Source organism: Achromobacter sp. RTa (genome assembly GCF_000757485.1).
Taxonomy (GTDB): Bacteria; Pseudomonadota; Gammaproteobacteria; order Burkholderiales; family Burkholderiaceae_B; genus Achromobacter.
Map to the genome: position 1 here is coordinate 571,884 of NZ_JPYO01000042.1, position 16,894 is coordinate 588,777.

The following is a 16,894-nucleotide window of genomic DNA, read 5'->3' on the forward strand; positions in this document are numbered from 1 at the left end:
TCCCTTGCTGCATCGTAAGCCGCATGGCGGCGGCCCGGCGCGACGCGCAGAATCGGTACAGGTCCCCCTCGGGCAGGACCTGGCGGCTTCAGAAAATGGGGAGTCGCCCATCCGTACCGCAGGCTCAGCAGCCCCGCTCCCGCAGGGCCGAAAAATAATACTCCTGGAGACACGGCGATGGGCTTCTTGAGAACTCTGTTGGCTTTATCGGTAGTGCTGGACCATCTGGGCGGCGGCAATGCCGACCACCTGGTCGGCGGCAGGCTGGCGGTGCAGCTGTTCTACGTCATTTCGGGGTTCCTGATTTCCTACGTGCTGACGGCCACCGACCACTACCAGGGCGCAACGGGCAAGTTCTACGCGAACCGCTTCCTGCGCCTGTTCCCCATCTACCTGGCCGTGGCCGCCATGACCCTGATGGCGCATGTGATGAGCGGCGGCGCTTTCTTCCGCTTCTACGAAGCGCTGCCCTTCAGCGCGGAGCTCTTCCTGGTCCTTTCCAATATTTTCATCATGGGCCAGGACTGGCTGATGTTCTTCGGCATCGAGCATTCCGCGCTGGCGTTCACGGGCAGCTTCGCCCGCAGCGAAGTGCCGCTATACCAGGGCCTGCTGGTGCCCCAGGCCTGGACCCTGGGCGTCGAAATGAGCTTCTACCTGGTGGCGCCGTTCGTGCTGCGCTCGCCGCGCCGGCTGCTGATCCTGCTGGCCGCCTCGCTCGCGCTGCGCGCGGTGCTGATCGCCGTCGGCATCGGCCGCAGCGATCCCTGGACCTATCGCTTCTTTCCGACGGAGCTGGCGCTGTTCCTGATCGGTTCGCTGTCGCACCAGGTCCTGCTGCCGCGCTACAAGGCCTGGACCCAGAAGGCGAAACGCCTGCCCGAGCTGGGCGCGGCCGCGCTGTTCGCCTACTGTCTGCTGCACTTCTCGATCGGCATCAACCCCACCGTGCGCGACGGCCTGGCGGTGCTGATCTTCGCCGCGCTGCTGCCGCTGGCCTTCCTGTTCCAGTCGCGCCACCGGCTGGACAAGGCGATCGGCGAACTGAGCTATCCGATCTACATCTGCCATTCGCTGGTGATCATGCTCTTTACCTGGCTGTTCGATGAAATCAACCTGCACCAACCGATGCTGTTCGCAGCCTTGGTGATAACGGGCTGCATCGGTTTCTCGGCGCTGCTCAACGGGCTGATCGCGGACCCGGTGGAGCGCCTGCGCAACCGCCTGCGGGCGGACGCCGGCGGCACGGACGACAACGTTCTGGCGCCCTCGGCAGGCGTCCGCCGGCGCCCCGCCGCCGCGGCCCAGCCCCTTGGATCTATTCGCCGCGTGCCTTGATGTAAGCGGCCAGCACCTGTTCGATCTGGCGCTTTTCCTGCGCACTCAGGCGCGAGTACGTAGCGTAGGAGACAGTTTCGAAGGGCCAGGCGGCCGGCACCGGGATCCCGCCCGCGCCGCCCTCCGGCGACGGACTCAGCATCGGCCCCTCGCCGGCGCTGAGCCACATGGGGCTGACGCGCAGCGCGCGCGTCAGCTTGATGAGGGCGTCGCTGGACGGCCGCCGGCGCTGCCCGCTTTCATAGTTGCCGATGGCGCTTTGCGACAGGTTGCTCGCGACCGCCAAGTCCTTTTGAGTCCATCCCTGAAGCATTCTTGCGTTGCGCAGACGATGGCTAAACGTGTCCAATCGATCAACCTGAGACATTATTAATATGGATTATTGTTTTTGATTAAAGCATTCCGGCGCTGACACCAAATAAACGGACTGCGCCCCAATTTCCAGGCTAATCCGCAAATAGCGGCAGCGGGCCGCCGCAGGGTAATCAAGCCCGCGCAAGCGCGCAGGCGCCCGCCCTGCGCGCCCCATAAAACCCATATCTATCATTGGCTTATAGCCCGCAGCCGTGCCGGACCGCGCCTGCGGCGGCAGGCGCCGGGCGGGCGCGGGAGATGAAAAGCTGCGCAAGTTTAGGCCTTCGATGTATCCGAAATAGAAAATAATGTATCGGCGATACTTAATATGTTGTCGCCCCCGATTTCAAAACAAACACTATTTCAAGCATTTCCTCTGCATTGGACTTTGGCTCTTCGTTACCATCAGAAACCACAGAAACGTATCTTCACAAAAAAACACGCCCGTGTTTAAATGAAACACGGGCGTGAATCCGTTCGGCCTCGACGCGCGCATCCGCCGCGAGCCGGCCGCGGCATCCGGACCTGGGCGCCAGGGCCGGCCGCGCCCCATTCGAACAACACCGCCGGACGGTTTCGTCCTGGAAGCATCAATGAACAACACGCTGGATGTCATTTTTCTCGGCTACGACAACGCCAGACATGCCAGACTCGCCGACGCCCTGTCCCACCTGGGCTTCAACGTCCGCCACTGCCACGACCTCGCCAAGCTCTACGAGCGGTACTTCCGCAACCCCAGCCCCTTGATCGTCCTGGAAGCGCCGCTGCCCGATATCCACAACGCCGCGGTGCGGCTGCGCGCGGCGGACCGTGGGCTGGGCATTGTGGCCATCTCCGCATTTCCCGACGCCGAAAGCCGCATCCGCACCCTGCTTTGCGGCGCCGACGCCTGCCTGCCCCCGGACGTCACCGGACTGGAGCTGGCGGCGGCGCTGCAGGCCCTGGTACGCCGGGCGGCCGTGCAGGAAAGTCCGGACGCGGCGGCCGAGGCGCCCCAGCCGGGAGAGTCCGCCCAGGAAACCTGGCGGCTGGCGAACAAGGGATGGACCCTGGTCAGCCCGGGAGGCCGGACCTTGGGCCTGACCACCGGTGAACGCGACTTTCTTTCGCGGCTGGTGAATTCCCCGGACCGCAAGGTAAGCCGCGAGGCATTCCATGCGGACGGCATGGACGAGACGGACGGCGGCATCACCCGGCGGCGCTTCGTGGATGTCATGATCAGCCGCCTGCGCCGCAAGGCAGCCGCCAAGCAGATGGCGTTGCCGATCCGCGCCGTGCACGGCTGGGGCTATATGTTCGCCGCGGATATCGCGCTCGACCTGGAATTCCGGGGGACGGGGGAAGAAGGCCGGTCTGACTCGCAGGACGACTGGCGCCGCGAGATGGCGGATGCGTCTTCGTGACGCTGAAGAGGCCCGGCGCGCTCCGGCCGGGCGAAAAAAACGCGGCGCTGCCTCGAAAGGCTAAGACGCCGCGCTAAAACAACACGTGAACCCGGAGTCATCAGCCGGCACTGATGCCTTCTACCTGGCCCACGCGATTCCAACATTCGTGCCTCATACTGCTCACGTACGGCCTGGGCCGTGAACCCTTGCGGGGTCTCTAGTCCCCACGCAGGCTGCAACGCGATCAACGCGAGCGATCGGCCCGTTCGGCAAGCCGGGGGCAGATCGCACTTATCAGCGGCGATCCTGGCGGATAGCCGCGTGATGCAGGGAGTTTAGGACCTCGGATCGGTTTCCAGTAATTCTTTGTTGATAGTCTTCTATACATATCCGGTATAGGAAAGCCCCTTCATGCGCACCCTCTAAAATGCCGCCAAAGGACCCGCCCATGCCGATCATGCCCGTTCCCCTCTTGCACCGCCTGAGAAAGCTGATGGCGCTGTTTCCACCCAACTGGTGCCTGGCCATCCTGGTGGCGCTGGACGGCTACGCCTTCATGCATCCCGTGCTGCGCGAAGTGCGCGCGCGCGAGTATTCGTTCTGGCTCGCGGTCGACAACTGGCATGAGGTCGTGCGGGTCGTGGGCCTGCTGGAGATCCCCCGCCTGGTCCTGGGAGTGGGGCTGCAGGTCATCGCGCTGGGCCTGATCCTCAAGGCCCGCATCGCCTGGGCGTTCTCGCTGGTGCTGCTGATCGGCATCGGCACGTTTGCGATATTGGACGACCATGGCCGCGCCGGACTGGGCATATACACGCTGGTCCTCGTCATTGCGCTGGTCGCGTATTGGCGGCGCTTCGACCGCGCCAGCGTCACCGCCGGTTCGCTGTTCGCCGTCGTCAGCATGCTGTCGCTGCTGATCTACGCGGTCTTCGGCGCGCTCTACCTGGGCAGCGAATTCAACCCTCCGATCCAGGATGCCGGCACGGCCTTCTATTTCTCCATCGTGTCCATGTCCACCGTGGGCTATGGCGATATCACGCCCCACACGGGCACCGCGCGCCTGTTCACCGCGTCGATTATCATCCTGGGCATCACCATATTCGCCACCTCCATCAGCGCGATCGCCGGGCCTGTCATCGGCGGCAATCTGAAACGGCTGGTCAAAGGCAGGTTTTCCACCGCCATGCGCAAGAACCACATCATCATCGCGGGCGCGACGCCCCTGGCGCTGAGCGTCTACGAAGGGCTGCGCCGCCGCGGCGACGAAGTCACCGTCATCGTGCCCGCTGGCGCGGCGCAGGAATATCCTGCCGCCGCCGACCTGATCGAGGGCGACGCGTCCAGCGTGGAAGTGCTGCGCAACGCGGGCGTCGCCCGGGCGCGCTACGTGCTGGCGCTGCGCGACGACGACGCCGAGAACGCGTTCATCGTGCTGGCGGCGAAGGAAGCGACGGGCGACTCGGGCGCCAAGACGGTGGCGCTGGTCAACACAAGCAAGCACCTGGAAAAAATCCGCCGCGTGCAGCCCGATCTGGTGTTCTCGGTGCAACTGCTTGGCGCGGAACTGCTGGCGCGCACCATCAGCGGCGAGCCCATGGACAGCCAGAGCATCACCGATCTGTTCTTCACCAAGGCCGCGCCTGGCGGCAAGGCGGCCTGAACCCGACTAGGCAGCGGCCGGCTGCGCCCCTCCGGCGTACCAGCGCACGAACTCCGCGGACGGCATGGGCCGCGCAAAGAAATACCCCTGGACGAAAGCGACGCCGCGCGCCTTCAGGTAGTCGAACTGGTACTGGACCTCCACGCCTTCGGCCACCACCGCCAGCCCCAGGCGGTTCGCCAGGGTAACGATCGCGTCCAGCACCGGCGCCTCGCCTCCCGCGGGTTCGATGGCCTGCACGAAGCCCTTGTCGATTTTCAGGTAGTCCACCGGGAATTTCTGCAGATACGAGAGCGAGCAGTGGCCCGTTCCAAAGTCGTCGATGGCGACCCGCAGCCCCTCGGCGCGCAAGGCATCGATATTGCGCCGCGCCTGGCCGTTGTCCGAAATCAGGCTGTGTTCCGTGATCTCAAGCACGACCAGCGGGCGGCGGGCCGCGACGTTCGCGACGAACGCCTGGATGTCGGCCACCAGCCCGGCGCTGGACAGATGCTCCGCCGCGACGTTAACACCGATATGGAAGTCCGGCGGCGTGGCCCAGGTCCGCGCATCACGCTCGATCAACGTCAGCAGGTGGCGGGTCAGGGCGACGATCATGCCGTCCGCCTCGGCCGCCGCGATGAAGACGTCCGGCCGCACCGGACCCACGCCCGGCCGCTCCCAACGCATCAGCGCCTCGACGCCTTCGCACCGGCCCGTCGCCAGGCTGTACACCGGTTGATAGTGCACATGGAACTCCCCCGCCCGCATGGCGCGGCGCAACTGCTCCTTGAACGATTGCCGATTGGCTTGCAGCCGGTACGCGCCCAGCGCGAGGCCCGCGCCGATCAGCAGCGCTACCGGCAAATAGGTCAGCATGGACTGCGACCACGCCTGCACGAGAGCCTCGGACGGCGCCATGACGCTGACGGTCAGCTCCGCCCCGCCCGGTTCAAGGGAAGTTTCGTGGTACAGAGGCACCGCGTGCCTCGCCGGACGGCCCCCGGAATCGCTGCGGATCGGGGCGCCCTTGCCCACGATGAGTTCCAGCTGCAGGTCGCCCATGGTGGCGACTGCGTCCAGAAGGTCCTGCACATAACGGCCGTCCACCTCGACGATGCCGCCATATCCGTCCTGCCTGGATTTGCCCAGCAGGACGGCCGGACGGTCGGGCGCCAGGGGCGTGCCCGCGACCGTGCGCGGCCAGCTGTCCGGCGAAATGCTCACGGGCCATCTGCTGAAATCGTCGATCGAGGCGTCCACCTCTCCCAGCGCCGACGAACAATAGACACGGCTGTTGCGCGCCAGCGCCAGGGACCGGAAGTAAGGGTTGAGCGCGCCCCAGCGTTGCAGGTCGGGCAGCAGTTCGGGACAGGCGCCGGGCGCCAGCGCCGCCACCCGTTCCAGCATGTCGCGGGACTGGGCGAGTATCCTCTCCGCCTGGACCCGCACGATGCGCGCAGCGGTCCCGGCTTCCTGGCGCTGGGCGTGATTCGCATACAGCCACGTCCACCCCACGCAGACGAGAAGGGGAAGCATCAGGGCCAGCGCCACCGGCAGATAGCGCCAGGACGGTGCGCCGACCGTCATTCCCGAAGTAGGCATATCGCCTTGCCGCATAGTTGTCCGTGTCGCAGGCCCAGCCTGGATAGGACACTATGGCGCACGCAACGTCAAGAAGGATGATCGGGGCCGGACGCGGCGGATGACGATTTCGACGGCGCGGCGGGCGCGCGCAACAGCTCGCAGATCAGCGCCACGTGCGCCAGGCGGCGCTCCGGCAAGTCGATGCGCTCGCCCGCGCCGAGCAGCGCGGACATGACGAGCGTATGGACGATGGGCGAGAGCAGCAGCCACGGGTGATCCCGCGCCACGCAATCGCCGCAAAGGCCGCGGTCGCGCGCGCGTTCCAGCAGCCTGGCGATGTCGGCCTGGTGAGCCGCCGCCGTATCGTTGCGCCAACGCGCGGCCAGATGCGGCACGCGGCCGCTTTCCGCCAGCAGCAGGCGCAGGGTGCTGACCATGGCGGGATTGCCCAAGCTGACGTAGAGATGATTGACGATGCGCTCGGCCAGATGGCGCGGCGTGGCGGCCCCGTCCACCACGGCCTCGACGTCCAGCCGCGAAGGACTCAGGTGGCGCGCCAGCAAGGCCTCGAAGACGGCCTCCTTGCTGTCGAAATGCGCGTACAGCCCGCCCTTGGACAGCCCGGCGCGCAGCGCGATGTCGTCCATCCTGGCGCCCGCGTAGCCGGCTTGCGAGAACTCCTGCAGCGCGGCGTCGAGGATCTGCCCGACCCGCACGGCCTGCGGAAGACGACGACGAAGCGTGCTCATCCTGCTGTTCCCTCCATGCATGCGATCCATTAAAAACCGACCGGTCAGTCGTTAGCTTGACCCAGGTCAAGGAATGCGCAGGCAAGGCTCGGCACAATACTGGCATGACCTCGGTGCCGGGTCCGTCCCGAAGGCGGCGCCATAAGCCCGCCCACCCCGGAACGGTCCCCGGCGCCCCCCTGCGCTGGAGAGACCTCGCATGACATGCCGCCCGCTTCCGGCCACGATCGCCACGCGCCTCGTCCCTGCAGCCCTGCTGGCACTGCTGGCCAGCGGCTGCGTTTCGCTGGCGCCCGGCTACGAGCGCCCCGCCCTGCCCGTGCCCGCAACATATGCGTCCGCCGGCTCCGATGCCCCGATGGCCACGGCCGCGGCCGATATCGCCTGGCAGGCCTATTTCCCGGACCCGGTGCTGCAAGGCCTCATCGGCACCGCCCTGGACAACAACCGCGACCTGCGCAACGCGCTGCTGCGCGTGGAAGAAGCGCGCGCGCTGTACGGCATCCAGCGCGCGGACCAGTTCCCCGCCATCGGCGCGCAGGCCGACGGGTCCCGCTCGCGCGTGCCGGGCGACCTGAACCTCACCGGACAGCCGCAGGTCTCCAGCCAATACCAGGCGGGGCTGGGCATGGCCAGCTGGGAGCTCGATTTCTGGGGCCGCGTGCGCAACCTGAAGGACGCCGCCCTGCAGAACTACCTGGCCTCCGACGCGGCCGCCAAGGCGGCGACGCTGAGCCTGATCGCCGAGGTGGCGGACAGCTACCTGTCGCTGCGCGAGCTCGACGAACGCCTGGCGCTGACCCGCGAGACCATCGCCTCGCGCGAGGAGTCGCTGCGCATCTTCCGGCGCCGCTACGAAGTGGGCTCCATCTCGAAACTGGACCTCACCCAGGTGGAAACGCTGTGGCAGCAGGCCAAGGCCCTGGGCGCCGACCTGGAACAGGCGCGCGCCGAACAGGCCCATGCGCTGGAACTGTTGCTGGGCGCGCCGCTGGACCTGCCCAGCCTGCCGCCCCGCCTGGACGACAGCGCCGTCATGCGGGATCTGCCTGCGGGCCTGCCATCCGAACTTCTGGTCAACCGCCCCGACATCGTCGCGGCCGAACACCGGCTGAAAGCCTCGAACGCCAATATCGGCGCGGCCCGCGCCGCGTTCCTTCCCAGCATCACCCTGACCGGCGCGTTCGGCACCGCCAGCGCCGAACTGGACGGCCTGTTCGCGGGCGGCAGCCGAGCGTGGAGCTTCGCGCCCAGCATCAGCCTGCCGATCTTCGACGCCGGACGCCGCAGCGCGGCGGTCGATCTGGCCGACGCGCGGCGCGACCAGGCGGTGGCCAGTTATGAACAGACGATACAGGCGGCCTTCAAGGACGTTTCCGACGCCCTGTCCGCCCGCCGCTGGCTGGCCGAACAAGTCGAGGTGCTGCGCGCCACCGTGGCCGCGCAGAGCGAGCGCGCCCGCCTGGCGCAGTTGCGCTACGACCACGGCGCATCGCCCTACCTGGAGGTGCTGGACGCCCAGCGCGACCTGCTTGCGGCCCAGCAAAAGCTTGCGCAGACACGCCGCGCGCTGCTGTCCAGCAGGGTAAGGCTGTATGCCGCGCTGGGCGGAGGCACGCAAGCCCCCGCCCCGGCCCGCGCGGCCTCCGGCCTGCACGACGCCGGCACCCGATAACCGCGAACCTAGGATTCCCCCCATGCGCCTGCCCACCCGAAAACTGGTCCCCGCCCTGCTTGTCCTGGCCGTTGCCGCCGCCGGCTACTACGGCTGGCGGATGCTCTCGGATGCCGGGCCGGGCGAGGGATTCATCAGCGGCAACGGTCGCATCGAAGCCACGGAAATCGACGTCGCCGCCAAGCTGGCCGGCCGCGTGCAGGAAGTGCTTGCCGTCGAGGGCGATTTCGTCGCCGCGGGCCAGCCGCTGGCGCGCATGCAGGTAGACACGCTCCAGGCGCAGCGCGAAGAGGCCCGCGCCCAGCACCAGCAGGCCGTCAATGCCGCGGCCAGCGCCCGCGCGCAGGTCGTGCAACGCGAAAGCGACAAGCTTGCCGCCGAGGCCGTGGTGGTGCAGCGGGAAAGCGAGCTGGACGCCTCGCGCCGCCGCCTGGCGCGTTCGGAGGCCCTGTCCAAGGAAGGCGCATCGTCCATCCAGGAGCTGGACGACGACCGCGCCCGCGTGCGCAGCGCGCAGGCCGCCGTGCATGCCTCGCGCGCCCAGGTGAACGCGGCGCAGGCCGCCATCGACGCCGCGCGCGCCGCCCGGGTCGGCGCGGAATCCGCCGTCACGGCGGCGCAGGCCACCATCGCGCGCATCGAGGCCGACATCGCCGACAGTGAATTGCGCGCCCCGCGCGACGGCCGCGTGCAGTACCGCGTCGCGCAGCCGGGCGAGGTCCTGGGCGCGGGCGGCAAGGTGCTGAACATGGTCGATCTGTCCGACGTGTACATGACGTTTTTCCTGCCGGAGCAGGCGGCGGGCCGCGTGGCCATGGGCCAGGACGTGCGCATCATCCTCGACGCCGCGCCGCAGTACGTCATTCCCGCCAAGGTCTCCTTCGTGGCCAGCACCGCGCAATTCACGCCCAAGACGGTGGAAACGGCCAGCGAACGGCAGAAGCTGATGTTCCGCGTCAAGGCCCAGATCAGCCCCGAGCTGCTGCAGCGGCACCTGAAGCAGGTCAAGACCGGCCTGCCGGGCGTGGCCTGGCTCAAGCTCGACGCCGACGCCCAATGGCCCGCCAATCTGGAAACCAAGGTGCCGTGATGGCCCGCGCGGATACCGCCCCCGTCGTCACGCTATCGAGCGTGAGCCTGCGCTATGGCGAGACGGTCGCGCTGGACGGCATCACGCTCGACGTCCCCGCCGGCCGCATGGTGGGGCTGATCGGCCCCGACGGCGTGGGCAAGTCCAGCCTGCTGGCCCTGGTGGCCGGCGCCCGCAAGGCGCAGGAAGGCAGGATCGAGGCGTTGGGCGGCGACATGGCCAGCCGCCGGCACCGCGACGCCGTGTGCCCGCGCATCGCCTACATGCCGCAAGGCCTGGGCAAGAACCTGTATCCCACGCTGTCGGTCGAGGAGAACCTGCAATTCTTCGGGCGCCTGTTCGGCCACGACGCGGCCGAGCGCCGCCGCCGCATCGACAGCCTGACCCGCAGCACCGGCATGTCGGCGTTCCTGTCGCGGCCCGCCGGCAAGCTTTCCGGCGGCATGAAGCAGAAGCTCGGCCTGTGCTGCGCCCTGATCCACGATCCCGACCTGCTCATCCTCGACGAGCCCACCACCGGCGTGGACCCGCTCGCGCGCGCGCAATTCTGGGACCTGATCAATCAGATCCGCCGCGAACGCAGCGGCATGAGCGTCATCGTGGCCACGGCCTACATGGACGAGGCGCAGCGCTTCGACTGGCTCATCGCCATGGACGAAGGCCGGGTGCTGGCCACCGGCACGCCCGCGGAACTCGAACAGCGCACAGGCGCGGATTCCTTGGAGGCGGCGTTCATCGCGCTGCTGCCCGAGGCCAAGCGGCGGGGCCACAAGCCTGTGGAGATCGTGCCGCTGGAGGTGGGCGACGACGCAGAGATCGCCATCGAAGCGCGCGACCTCACCATGAGATTCGGCGATTTCGTCGCGGTGGACCACGTCAATTTCCGCATCCGCAAAGGCGAGATATTCGGGTTCCTGGGCTCCAACGGCTGCGGCAAGTCCACCACCATGAAGATGCTGACCGGCCTGCTGCCTGCCAGCGAGGGCCAGGCCTGGCTGTTCGGCGCGGAGGTCGATCCGAAGAACATCGATACCCGCCGCCGCGTGGGCTATATGTCGCAGTCGTTCTCGCTGTATGGCGAACTGACCGTAAGGCAGAACCTGGTACTGCACGCGCGCCTCTTCCACGTGCCGGAACCCGAGATTCCGGCGCGCGCGGAAGAGATGGCCGCCCGCTTCGACCTGGGCGAGGTGCTGGACACCTTGCCCGAGAACCTGCCCATGGGGGTGCGCCAGCGCCTGTCGCTGGCCGTGGCCATGGTGCACCGGCCCGAGTTGCTGATTCTGGACGAACCCACATCGGGCGTGGATCCCGTCGCGCGCGACGCATTCTGGCGCCTGCTCATCGCGCTGGCGCGCCAGGACCAGGTCACCATCTTCATCTCCACGCACTTCATGAACGAAGCGCAGCGCTGCGACCGCATGTCGCTGATGCACGCGGGCAAGGTCCTGGTCAGCGCCTCGCCCGACGAGATCACCCGCATGCGCGGCGCGAAGACTCTGGAAGAAGCATTCATCGCCTACCTGGTCGACGCGGGCGCGGGCACGGCGCCGGACGAGGAGGTCGAGGGCGAAGCCGCCCCCGCGGACACCGCCGCCTCCGGGCCGCCCGAGCGCCGCGGCTTCAGCCTGCAGCGCATGTTGAGCTATATGTGGCGCGAATCGCTGGAGCTGCGCCGCGACCCGGTGCGCGCGACGCTGGCGCTGGCCGGATCGCTCCTGCTGATGTTCGTGATGGGGTTCGGGATCAGCATGGACGTGGAGGATCTGCGCTATGCGGTCATGGACCGCGACCAGACCGGACTGAGCCATAACTACAGCCTGAACCTCGCCGGATCGCGCTACTTCATCGAACATCCGCCCATCAAGGACTATGCCGACATGGACGCTCGCATGCGCAGCGGGGAATTGTCGCTGGCCATCGAGATCCCGCAGGGATTCGCCCGCGACGTGCAGCGCGGCGCCGGCGCGCAGATCGGCGTCTGGATCGACGGCGCGATGCCCCAGCGCGCCGAAACCATCCGCGGCTATGTGATGGGCATGCACCAGGGCTGGCTGATGCAGCAGGCGCGCGAGAGGCTGGGCGTCAGCGCCACGCTGCCTGTCGCCATCGAAACTCGTTTCCGCTACAACCCCGACGTGCGCAGCCTGCCCGCCATGGTGCCCGCCGTGATTCCCCTGCTGCTGCTCATGATGCCCGCGATGCTGACGGCGCTGGCGGTGGTGCGCGAGAAGGAGCTGGGATCCATCATCAATCTGTACGTCACCCCGGTGACGCGGCTGGAGTTCCTGCTGGGCAAGCAGGCGCCCTACGTGGCGCTGGCCATGCTGAACTTCCTGCTGATGACCCTGCTGGCCGTGACCCTGTTCGGCGTCCCGATCACCGGCAGCTTCCCCACGCTGCTGCTGGCCGCGCTGATCTACAACGTGGTGGCCACCGCGATCGGGCTGCTTGCCTCCACCTTTACCCGCAGCCAGATCGCGGCGCTGTTCTTCACCATGATCGGCACGCTGGTGCCCGCGGTGCAGTTCGCGGGGCTGCTGAATCCCGTTTCGTCGCTGGAGGGCGCCGGGCGGCTGATCGGCCAGGTCTATCCCGCCACGCACATGCTCACCATCAGCCGCGGGGTATTCAGCAAGGCCCTGGATTTCTCGAACCTGCAAGGCTCGTTCTGGCCCTTGCTTGCCGCGATCCCCATCGTCCTCGGCGCCTCGGCGCTCCTGCTGAAGAAACAGGAGACCTGACATGCGGCAACTGGCCAATATCTACCGCCTGGGCGTAAAGGAGCTTTGGAGCCTGGCGCGCGACCCGATGATGCTGATCCTGATCTTCGTGTCGTTCACGCTGATGATCTACACGGCGGCCACCGCCGTGCCCGAAACACTGCACAACGCGCCCATCGCCGTGGTGGACGAAGACGTCTCGCCCCTGTCGGCGCGCATCGTCTCGGCCTTCTATCCGCCGCACTTCACGCCCCCGGATCTGGTCACCTCGACGGAAGCCGACGCCGGAATGGACGCGGGGCGCTACACCTTCTCGGTCGGCATTCCGCCCAATTTCCAGCGCGACGTGCTCGCGGGCCGGCCAGCGGAAATCCAGCTGAACGTGGACGCAACCCGAATGAGCCAGGCGTTCACGGGCAGCAGCTACATCCAGCAGATCATCACCGACGAAATCAATGAATTCGCCAAGCGCTACCGCGCGCCGGCCGAGCTGCCGGTCGACCTTGCCGTGCGCATGCGCTTCAACCCCAACCTGACGCAGGCCTGGTTCGGGGCGCTGATGGAGATCATCAACAACGTCACGATGCTGTCCATCATCCTGACGGGCGCCGCGCTGATCCGCGAGCGCGAGCATGGCACGATCGAGCACCTGCTGGTCATGCCGGTGACGCCTACCGAAATCATGGTCGCCAAGGTCTGGTCGATGGGGCTGGTGGTGTTGGCGTCGGCGGGACTATCGTTGACTGTCGTGGTGCGCGGCCTGTTGCACGTCCCGATCGAAGGGTCGGTGGCGCTTTTCCTCGCCGGCGCGGCGTTGCATCTGTTCGCAACGACGTCGATGGGCATCTTCATGGCCACGCTCGCGCGCAGCATGCCCCAGTTCGGCATGCTGCTGGTGCTTGTGCTGCTGCCCCTGCAGATGCTGTCGGGCGGCACCACCCCGCGCGAAAGCATGCCGCAGTTCGTGCAGGACATCATGCTGGCCGCCCCCACCACCCACTTCGTGGAACTCGGCCAGGCCATCCTCTACCGCGGCGCGGGAATCGGTGTCGTATGGCAACCGTTCCTGGCGCTGGCGCTGATAGGCTCGATCCTGTTCGCGTTCTCCCTGGCCCGCTTTCGCAAGACCCTCAGCCAGATGGCGTGAGGCCGTGCATTCGTTGCCCCTTACCACTCTTTAAAAGGACGGATGATGAAGAAAACTACTGCCTCCATGCCCCAGGGCCTCGCCGGCGCCAACGCCGCCTATTGCCAGCGCATGGCCGAACTTGCGCAAGAGAGCCAGCAGCGCTGGATCGAGCTGGGCCGGCGCCTGGCGGATGATGGCGCCGCGCGGTATCTGTCCACGCTGGGGCCCCTGAAACAATCCGGCTCCTGGCAGGACATCGCCCCCGCTCTGGGCGAAGCCACCCGCAAGCAGTGGCAATGCCAGCTCGAGGCCAGCCAGGCCATTACACACGCGCTGCTGGAAGAACAGGCCGCGCTGGCCGCCGGCATCAGCGAAGCCATGACGGGCTGGCTGAAGCAGGCCGCGGGCGGCGGCATCGGCCTGGAAGCCACGCCGATGGCGCAGATCTGGACCACCTTGTCGAATCAGATGGCCTCCGCCTGCACGGCCATGCGCGAGGCCAGCCAACCCGGCAACCGCCACGGCGGCTGAACTCGCTAACGCGCTAACTCCCTCTCCGCCGCGGACTCAGGCCTGCGGCGGGCCGAGCACCTCCACCAGGAAATCCACAAAGGCCCGCACCTTCGCCACCATGTGGCGGCGAGAGGGATACACCACGTACACATAGGTTTCCACCGGGGCCCAGTCCGCCAGCACGGCTTGCAGGGCCCCGCTCTCCAGATCGCCCTGCACGTAGATCCGGGGCACTAGGCTGATGCCGAAGCCGGCCCGCAGCGCATCGCGCACGGCCAGGCTGGAGCCGACCTTGTAGCGCCCCCGCACCGGCACGCGCTGGACCTGGCCGTCGCGCTGGAAGGTCCATTCGTCCGCATGCCCCGACAGCGTGAATCTCACGCACTCCATGCCGCGCAGCGCGGCGGGCTCCGGCGGCACGCCATGCCGCTGGAAATAGGCGGGCGCGGCGCAAAGCACGTGGTCCAGCGTCATCAGCTTGCGGGCCACGAGGCTGGAATCCTCCAACCTGTCGCTGCCGCGTATCGCCAGATCGTAGCCCTCCTTGACGATATCGACGCGGCGGTCCTCCAGGTTCAGATCCAGGGACAGCCCGGGGTAGCGTTCCAGGAAGCGCGGAATGGCAGCCGACAGCCGGGTCAGGCTGAGCGACATCGGGGCGCTCACGCGCAGGGTGCCGGCCGGCGCGTGCTGCATCGGCCCCAGCGACGTCTCGGCTTCGTGCAGGTCGTCCAGGATGCGAACGACCTGTTCGTAGTAGCGCGTGCCCGCTTCCGTCAGGCTCATGCGCCGCGTGGTGCGATTGAGCAGGCGCGCCGCCAGATGGGCCTCCAGTTCGGCGATGTTCTTGCTGACCGCGGCGGGCGATAGCCCCATATGCCGCGACGCCGCCGCAAAGCCGCGCTGCTCGACGACCTGCCGGAAAACCTTGAGCGCGGTGAGATGGTCCATGGATTATTTACCGTGAGCGAATGATCTTGCCATCGGAATGCGTATTATCGCCTCGGATGGATTCAATTAGCCTGTCATGGATGGTGTTGCCCGGCATCGGCCAGGCAGCCGAAACCCTCATCCAAGGCAGGCAAGCTATGAGCCATCCCCTCACCGACGCTCTCGCGGCGCGCAATTCCGCCAACTTCTTCGACCCGGATCTCGCCGTGGACGACGATCGCATCCGCGCCCTGATCGGCTGGGCCACCCGCGCGCCCACCGCATTCAATCTGCAGAACTGGCGCTTCATCGCCGTGCGCACCCCGCAGGGCAAGCAACGCCTGCGGGAGCTGGCCTGGAACCAGCCCAAAGTGAGCGACGCCGCCGTTACCTTCATCGTGCTGGGCCTGTTGCCGCGTGCGGACTCGTTGCCCGACCGCCTGCGGCCCTCTGTGGAGGCCGGGTTCATGCCGCCCGGCATGGTGCCGGCCTGGGAGGACGCCGCCAGCCGCCTCTACGCGGACGCCCCCCGGACGCAGCGCGACGAGGCGGTGCGCAGCGCCACTTTCGGCGCTTCCGCGCTGATGCTGGCAGGCCAGGCGGAAGGCCTGTCCGCCAGCCCGATGACGGGATTCGACGCCCCCGGCGTTGCGCAGGCGTTCGGCTTGCGCCAGGACGAAGTGCCGGTCATGCTGGTAGCCATGGGCTATGCCCGCGCGGGAAACTGGCCGCAGAAGCCTCGCCGGCCGGTATCCGACGTGCTGGAACTGGCCTGAGCCCCGCGCAAGGAAGCCCCGCCATGAACCGCAGCGCAGACCTGCTCCTCACCGCCCTGGCGCCCGCCATCTGGGGCAGCACCTACGTGGTCACCACCCAGCTCCTGCCCCAGGGCTACCCACTGACCGTGGCCATGCTGCGCGCCCTGCCGGCTGGTCTCCTGCTGCTCGCTTTCGTGCGCGTCCTGCCGCAAGGCATCTGGTGGCTGCGCGCCTTCGTCCTGGGCGCGCTGAATTTCTCCGTCTTCTGGGCCCTTCTATTCGTGGCCGCCTACCGCCTGCCGGGCGGGGTCGCGGCAACGCTGGGCGCCATTCAACCGCTGGTCGTGATCCTGCTTGCCCGCGCGCTGCTGGGCACAGCCGTGCGCGGCCTGTCGGTCGTGGCCGCGATCGCCGGCATCGCAGGAGTCGCCCTGCTGGTGCTGACGCCCAGGGCGGCGCTGGATTCCACCGGCATCGCCGCAGGGCTGGCCAGCGCCGCCTCGATGGCGCTGGGCACGGTCCTGAGCCGCCGCTGGCAGCCGCCCGTCTCGGCGCTGGCGTTCACCTCCTGGCAGTTGACGGCGGGAGGGCTGCTGCTGCTGCCCGCCGCCTGGCTGGCGGAACCCGCCCTGCCCGCGCTTACCGCGCCGAACGTGCTCGGGATCGCATACCTGGGCCTCATCGGCGCCGCGCTGACCTATGTGCTCTGGTTCCGCGGCATCGCCCGGCTGGAGCCTTCGGTGGTGTCGTCCCTGGGCTTTCTCAGCCCGGTCACCGCTGTGCTGCTCGGCTGGGGCCTGCTCGGGCAAAGCCTGAGCACGGCGCAGCTTGCGGGCATGGCGATCGTGGTAGCCAGCGTGTGGCTGAGCCAGCGCGCCCAGCGCCCCGCCGCCATGGCGGCGGCCCCCAGGCCCTTGTAGCGATCTGCGGAACATGCGCTGCCCATCCGCCTGCGCTGCTTTTTTTGTAACTCGGCGATGTCCCGGCCATCTGGGACATCGCCGGCTTCCCCTATGGCACTAGC

14 protein-coding genes are annotated in these 16,894 nt (G+C 67.6%); 10 read left to right on the forward strand and 4 right to left on the reverse strand.

The window, feature by feature from the left end; genetic code table 11:
- Window positions 1-198: 198 nt before the first annotated feature.
- On the forward strand, window positions 199-1,338 hold the full coding sequence (locus tag JL37_RS20265) for an acyltransferase family protein (RefSeq protein ID WP_369798570.1): 1,140 nt from the start codon (window positions 199-201) through the stop codon (window positions 1,336-1,338).
- On the opposite strand, the gene JL37_RS20270 is transcribed toward JL37_RS20265, so the two are convergent.
- Window positions 1,319-1,705 carry a helix-turn-helix domain-containing protein gene (locus JL37_RS20270; protein WP_081955131.1) on the reverse strand — a complete coding sequence of 129 codons (387 nt, stop codon included), beginning with the start codon at window positions 1,703-1,705 and terminating at the stop codon, window positions 1,319-1,321. The two genes, JL37_RS20265 and JL37_RS20270, sit on opposite strands and share 20 nt — an antisense overlap.
- Window positions 1,706-2,285: 580 nt before the next feature.
- On the opposite strand from JL37_RS20270, the gene JL37_RS20275 reads away from it, so the two are divergent.
- On the forward strand, window positions 2,286-3,095 hold the full coding sequence (locus tag JL37_RS20275) for a response regulator transcription factor (protein WP_043546341.1): 810 nt from the start codon (window positions 2,286-2,288) through the stop codon (window positions 3,093-3,095).
- Between the two features lie 430 nt (window positions 3,096-3,525).
- Complete coding sequence (kch, locus tag JL37_RS20280) at window positions 3,526-4,737, forward strand: voltage-gated potassium channel protein (RefSeq protein ID WP_043547100.1); 1,212 nt, start codon at window positions 3,526-3,528, stop codon at window positions 4,735-4,737.
- A gap of 6 nt (window positions 4,738-4,743) precedes the next feature.
- On the opposite strand, the gene JL37_RS20285 is transcribed toward kch, so the two are convergent.
- Both JL37_RS20285 and JL37_RS20290 read right to left on the reverse strand, forming a co-directional pair.
- A complete protein-coding gene (locus JL37_RS20285; protein ID WP_231570396.1) occupies window positions 4,744-6,321 on the reverse strand; it encodes an EAL domain-containing protein in 1,578 nt (525 codons plus the stop codon).
- Between the two features lie 68 nt (window positions 6,322-6,389).
- On the reverse strand, window positions 6,390-7,052 hold the full coding sequence (locus JL37_RS20290) for a TetR/AcrR family transcriptional regulator (RefSeq protein WP_052097434.1): 663 nt from the start codon (window positions 7,050-7,052) through the stop codon (window positions 6,390-6,392).
- A gap of 199 nt (window positions 7,053-7,251) precedes the next feature.
- On the opposite strand from JL37_RS20290, the gene JL37_RS20295 reads away from it, so the two are divergent.
- The 5 genes from JL37_RS20295 to JL37_RS20315 are packed head-to-tail and all read left to right on the forward strand — an operon-like array spanning window position 7,252 to window position 14,200.
- The gene (locus JL37_RS20295; RefSeq protein ID WP_052097436.1) at window positions 7,252-8,727 is read left to right on the forward strand and encodes an efflux transporter outer membrane subunit; all 1,476 of its coding nucleotides are present in this window, start codon (window positions 7,252-7,254) and stop codon (window positions 8,725-8,727) included.
- A gap of 22 nt (window positions 8,728-8,749) precedes the next feature.
- A complete protein-coding gene (locus JL37_RS20300) occupies window positions 8,750-9,817 on the forward strand; it encodes an HlyD family secretion protein (protein ID WP_043546343.1) in 1,068 nt (355 codons plus the stop codon).
- A complete protein-coding gene (gene rbbA / locus JL37_RS20305; RefSeq protein WP_043546344.1) occupies window positions 9,817-12,561 on the forward strand; it encodes a ribosome-associated ATPase/putative transporter RbbA in 2,745 nt (914 codons plus the stop codon). Before JL37_RS20300 ends, rbbA begins: the two co-directional genes overlap by 1 nt.
- Before the next feature lies 1 nt (window position 12,562).
- Window positions 12,563-13,687 carry an ABC transporter permease gene (locus JL37_RS20310; protein ID WP_043546345.1) on the forward strand — a complete coding sequence of 375 codons (1,125 nt, stop codon included), beginning with the start codon at window positions 12,563-12,565 and terminating at the stop codon, window positions 13,685-13,687.
- 45 nt (window positions 13,688-13,732) lie between these two features.
- The gene (locus JL37_RS20315) at window positions 13,733-14,200 is read left to right on the forward strand and encodes a hypothetical protein (protein ID WP_043547106.1); all 468 of its coding nucleotides are present in this window, start codon (window positions 13,733-13,735) and stop codon (window positions 14,198-14,200) included.
- Window positions 14,201-14,236: 36 nt separating this feature from the next.
- Here the strand turns inward: JL37_RS20315 and JL37_RS20320 are convergent, their stop codons facing one another.
- Complete coding sequence (locus JL37_RS20320; protein ID WP_043546346.1) at window positions 14,237-15,133, reverse strand: LysR family transcriptional regulator; 897 nt, start codon at window positions 15,131-15,133, stop codon at window positions 14,237-14,239.
- Between the two features lie 137 nt (window positions 15,134-15,270).
- Here JL37_RS20320 and JL37_RS20325 point away from each other — a divergent pair, with 137 nt between their 5' ends.
- Window positions 15,271-15,888 (forward strand): nitroreductase family protein, encoded by a 618-nt coding sequence (locus JL37_RS20325; RefSeq protein WP_052097555.1) that lies wholly within the window; start codon window positions 15,271-15,273, stop codon window positions 15,886-15,888.
- 23 nt (window positions 15,889-15,911) lie between these two features.
- On the forward strand, window positions 15,912-16,790 hold the full coding sequence (locus tag JL37_RS20330; protein WP_043546347.1) for an EamA family transporter: 879 nt from the start codon (window positions 15,912-15,914) through the stop codon (window positions 16,788-16,790).
- Window positions 16,791-16,894 lie beyond the last annotated feature (104 nt).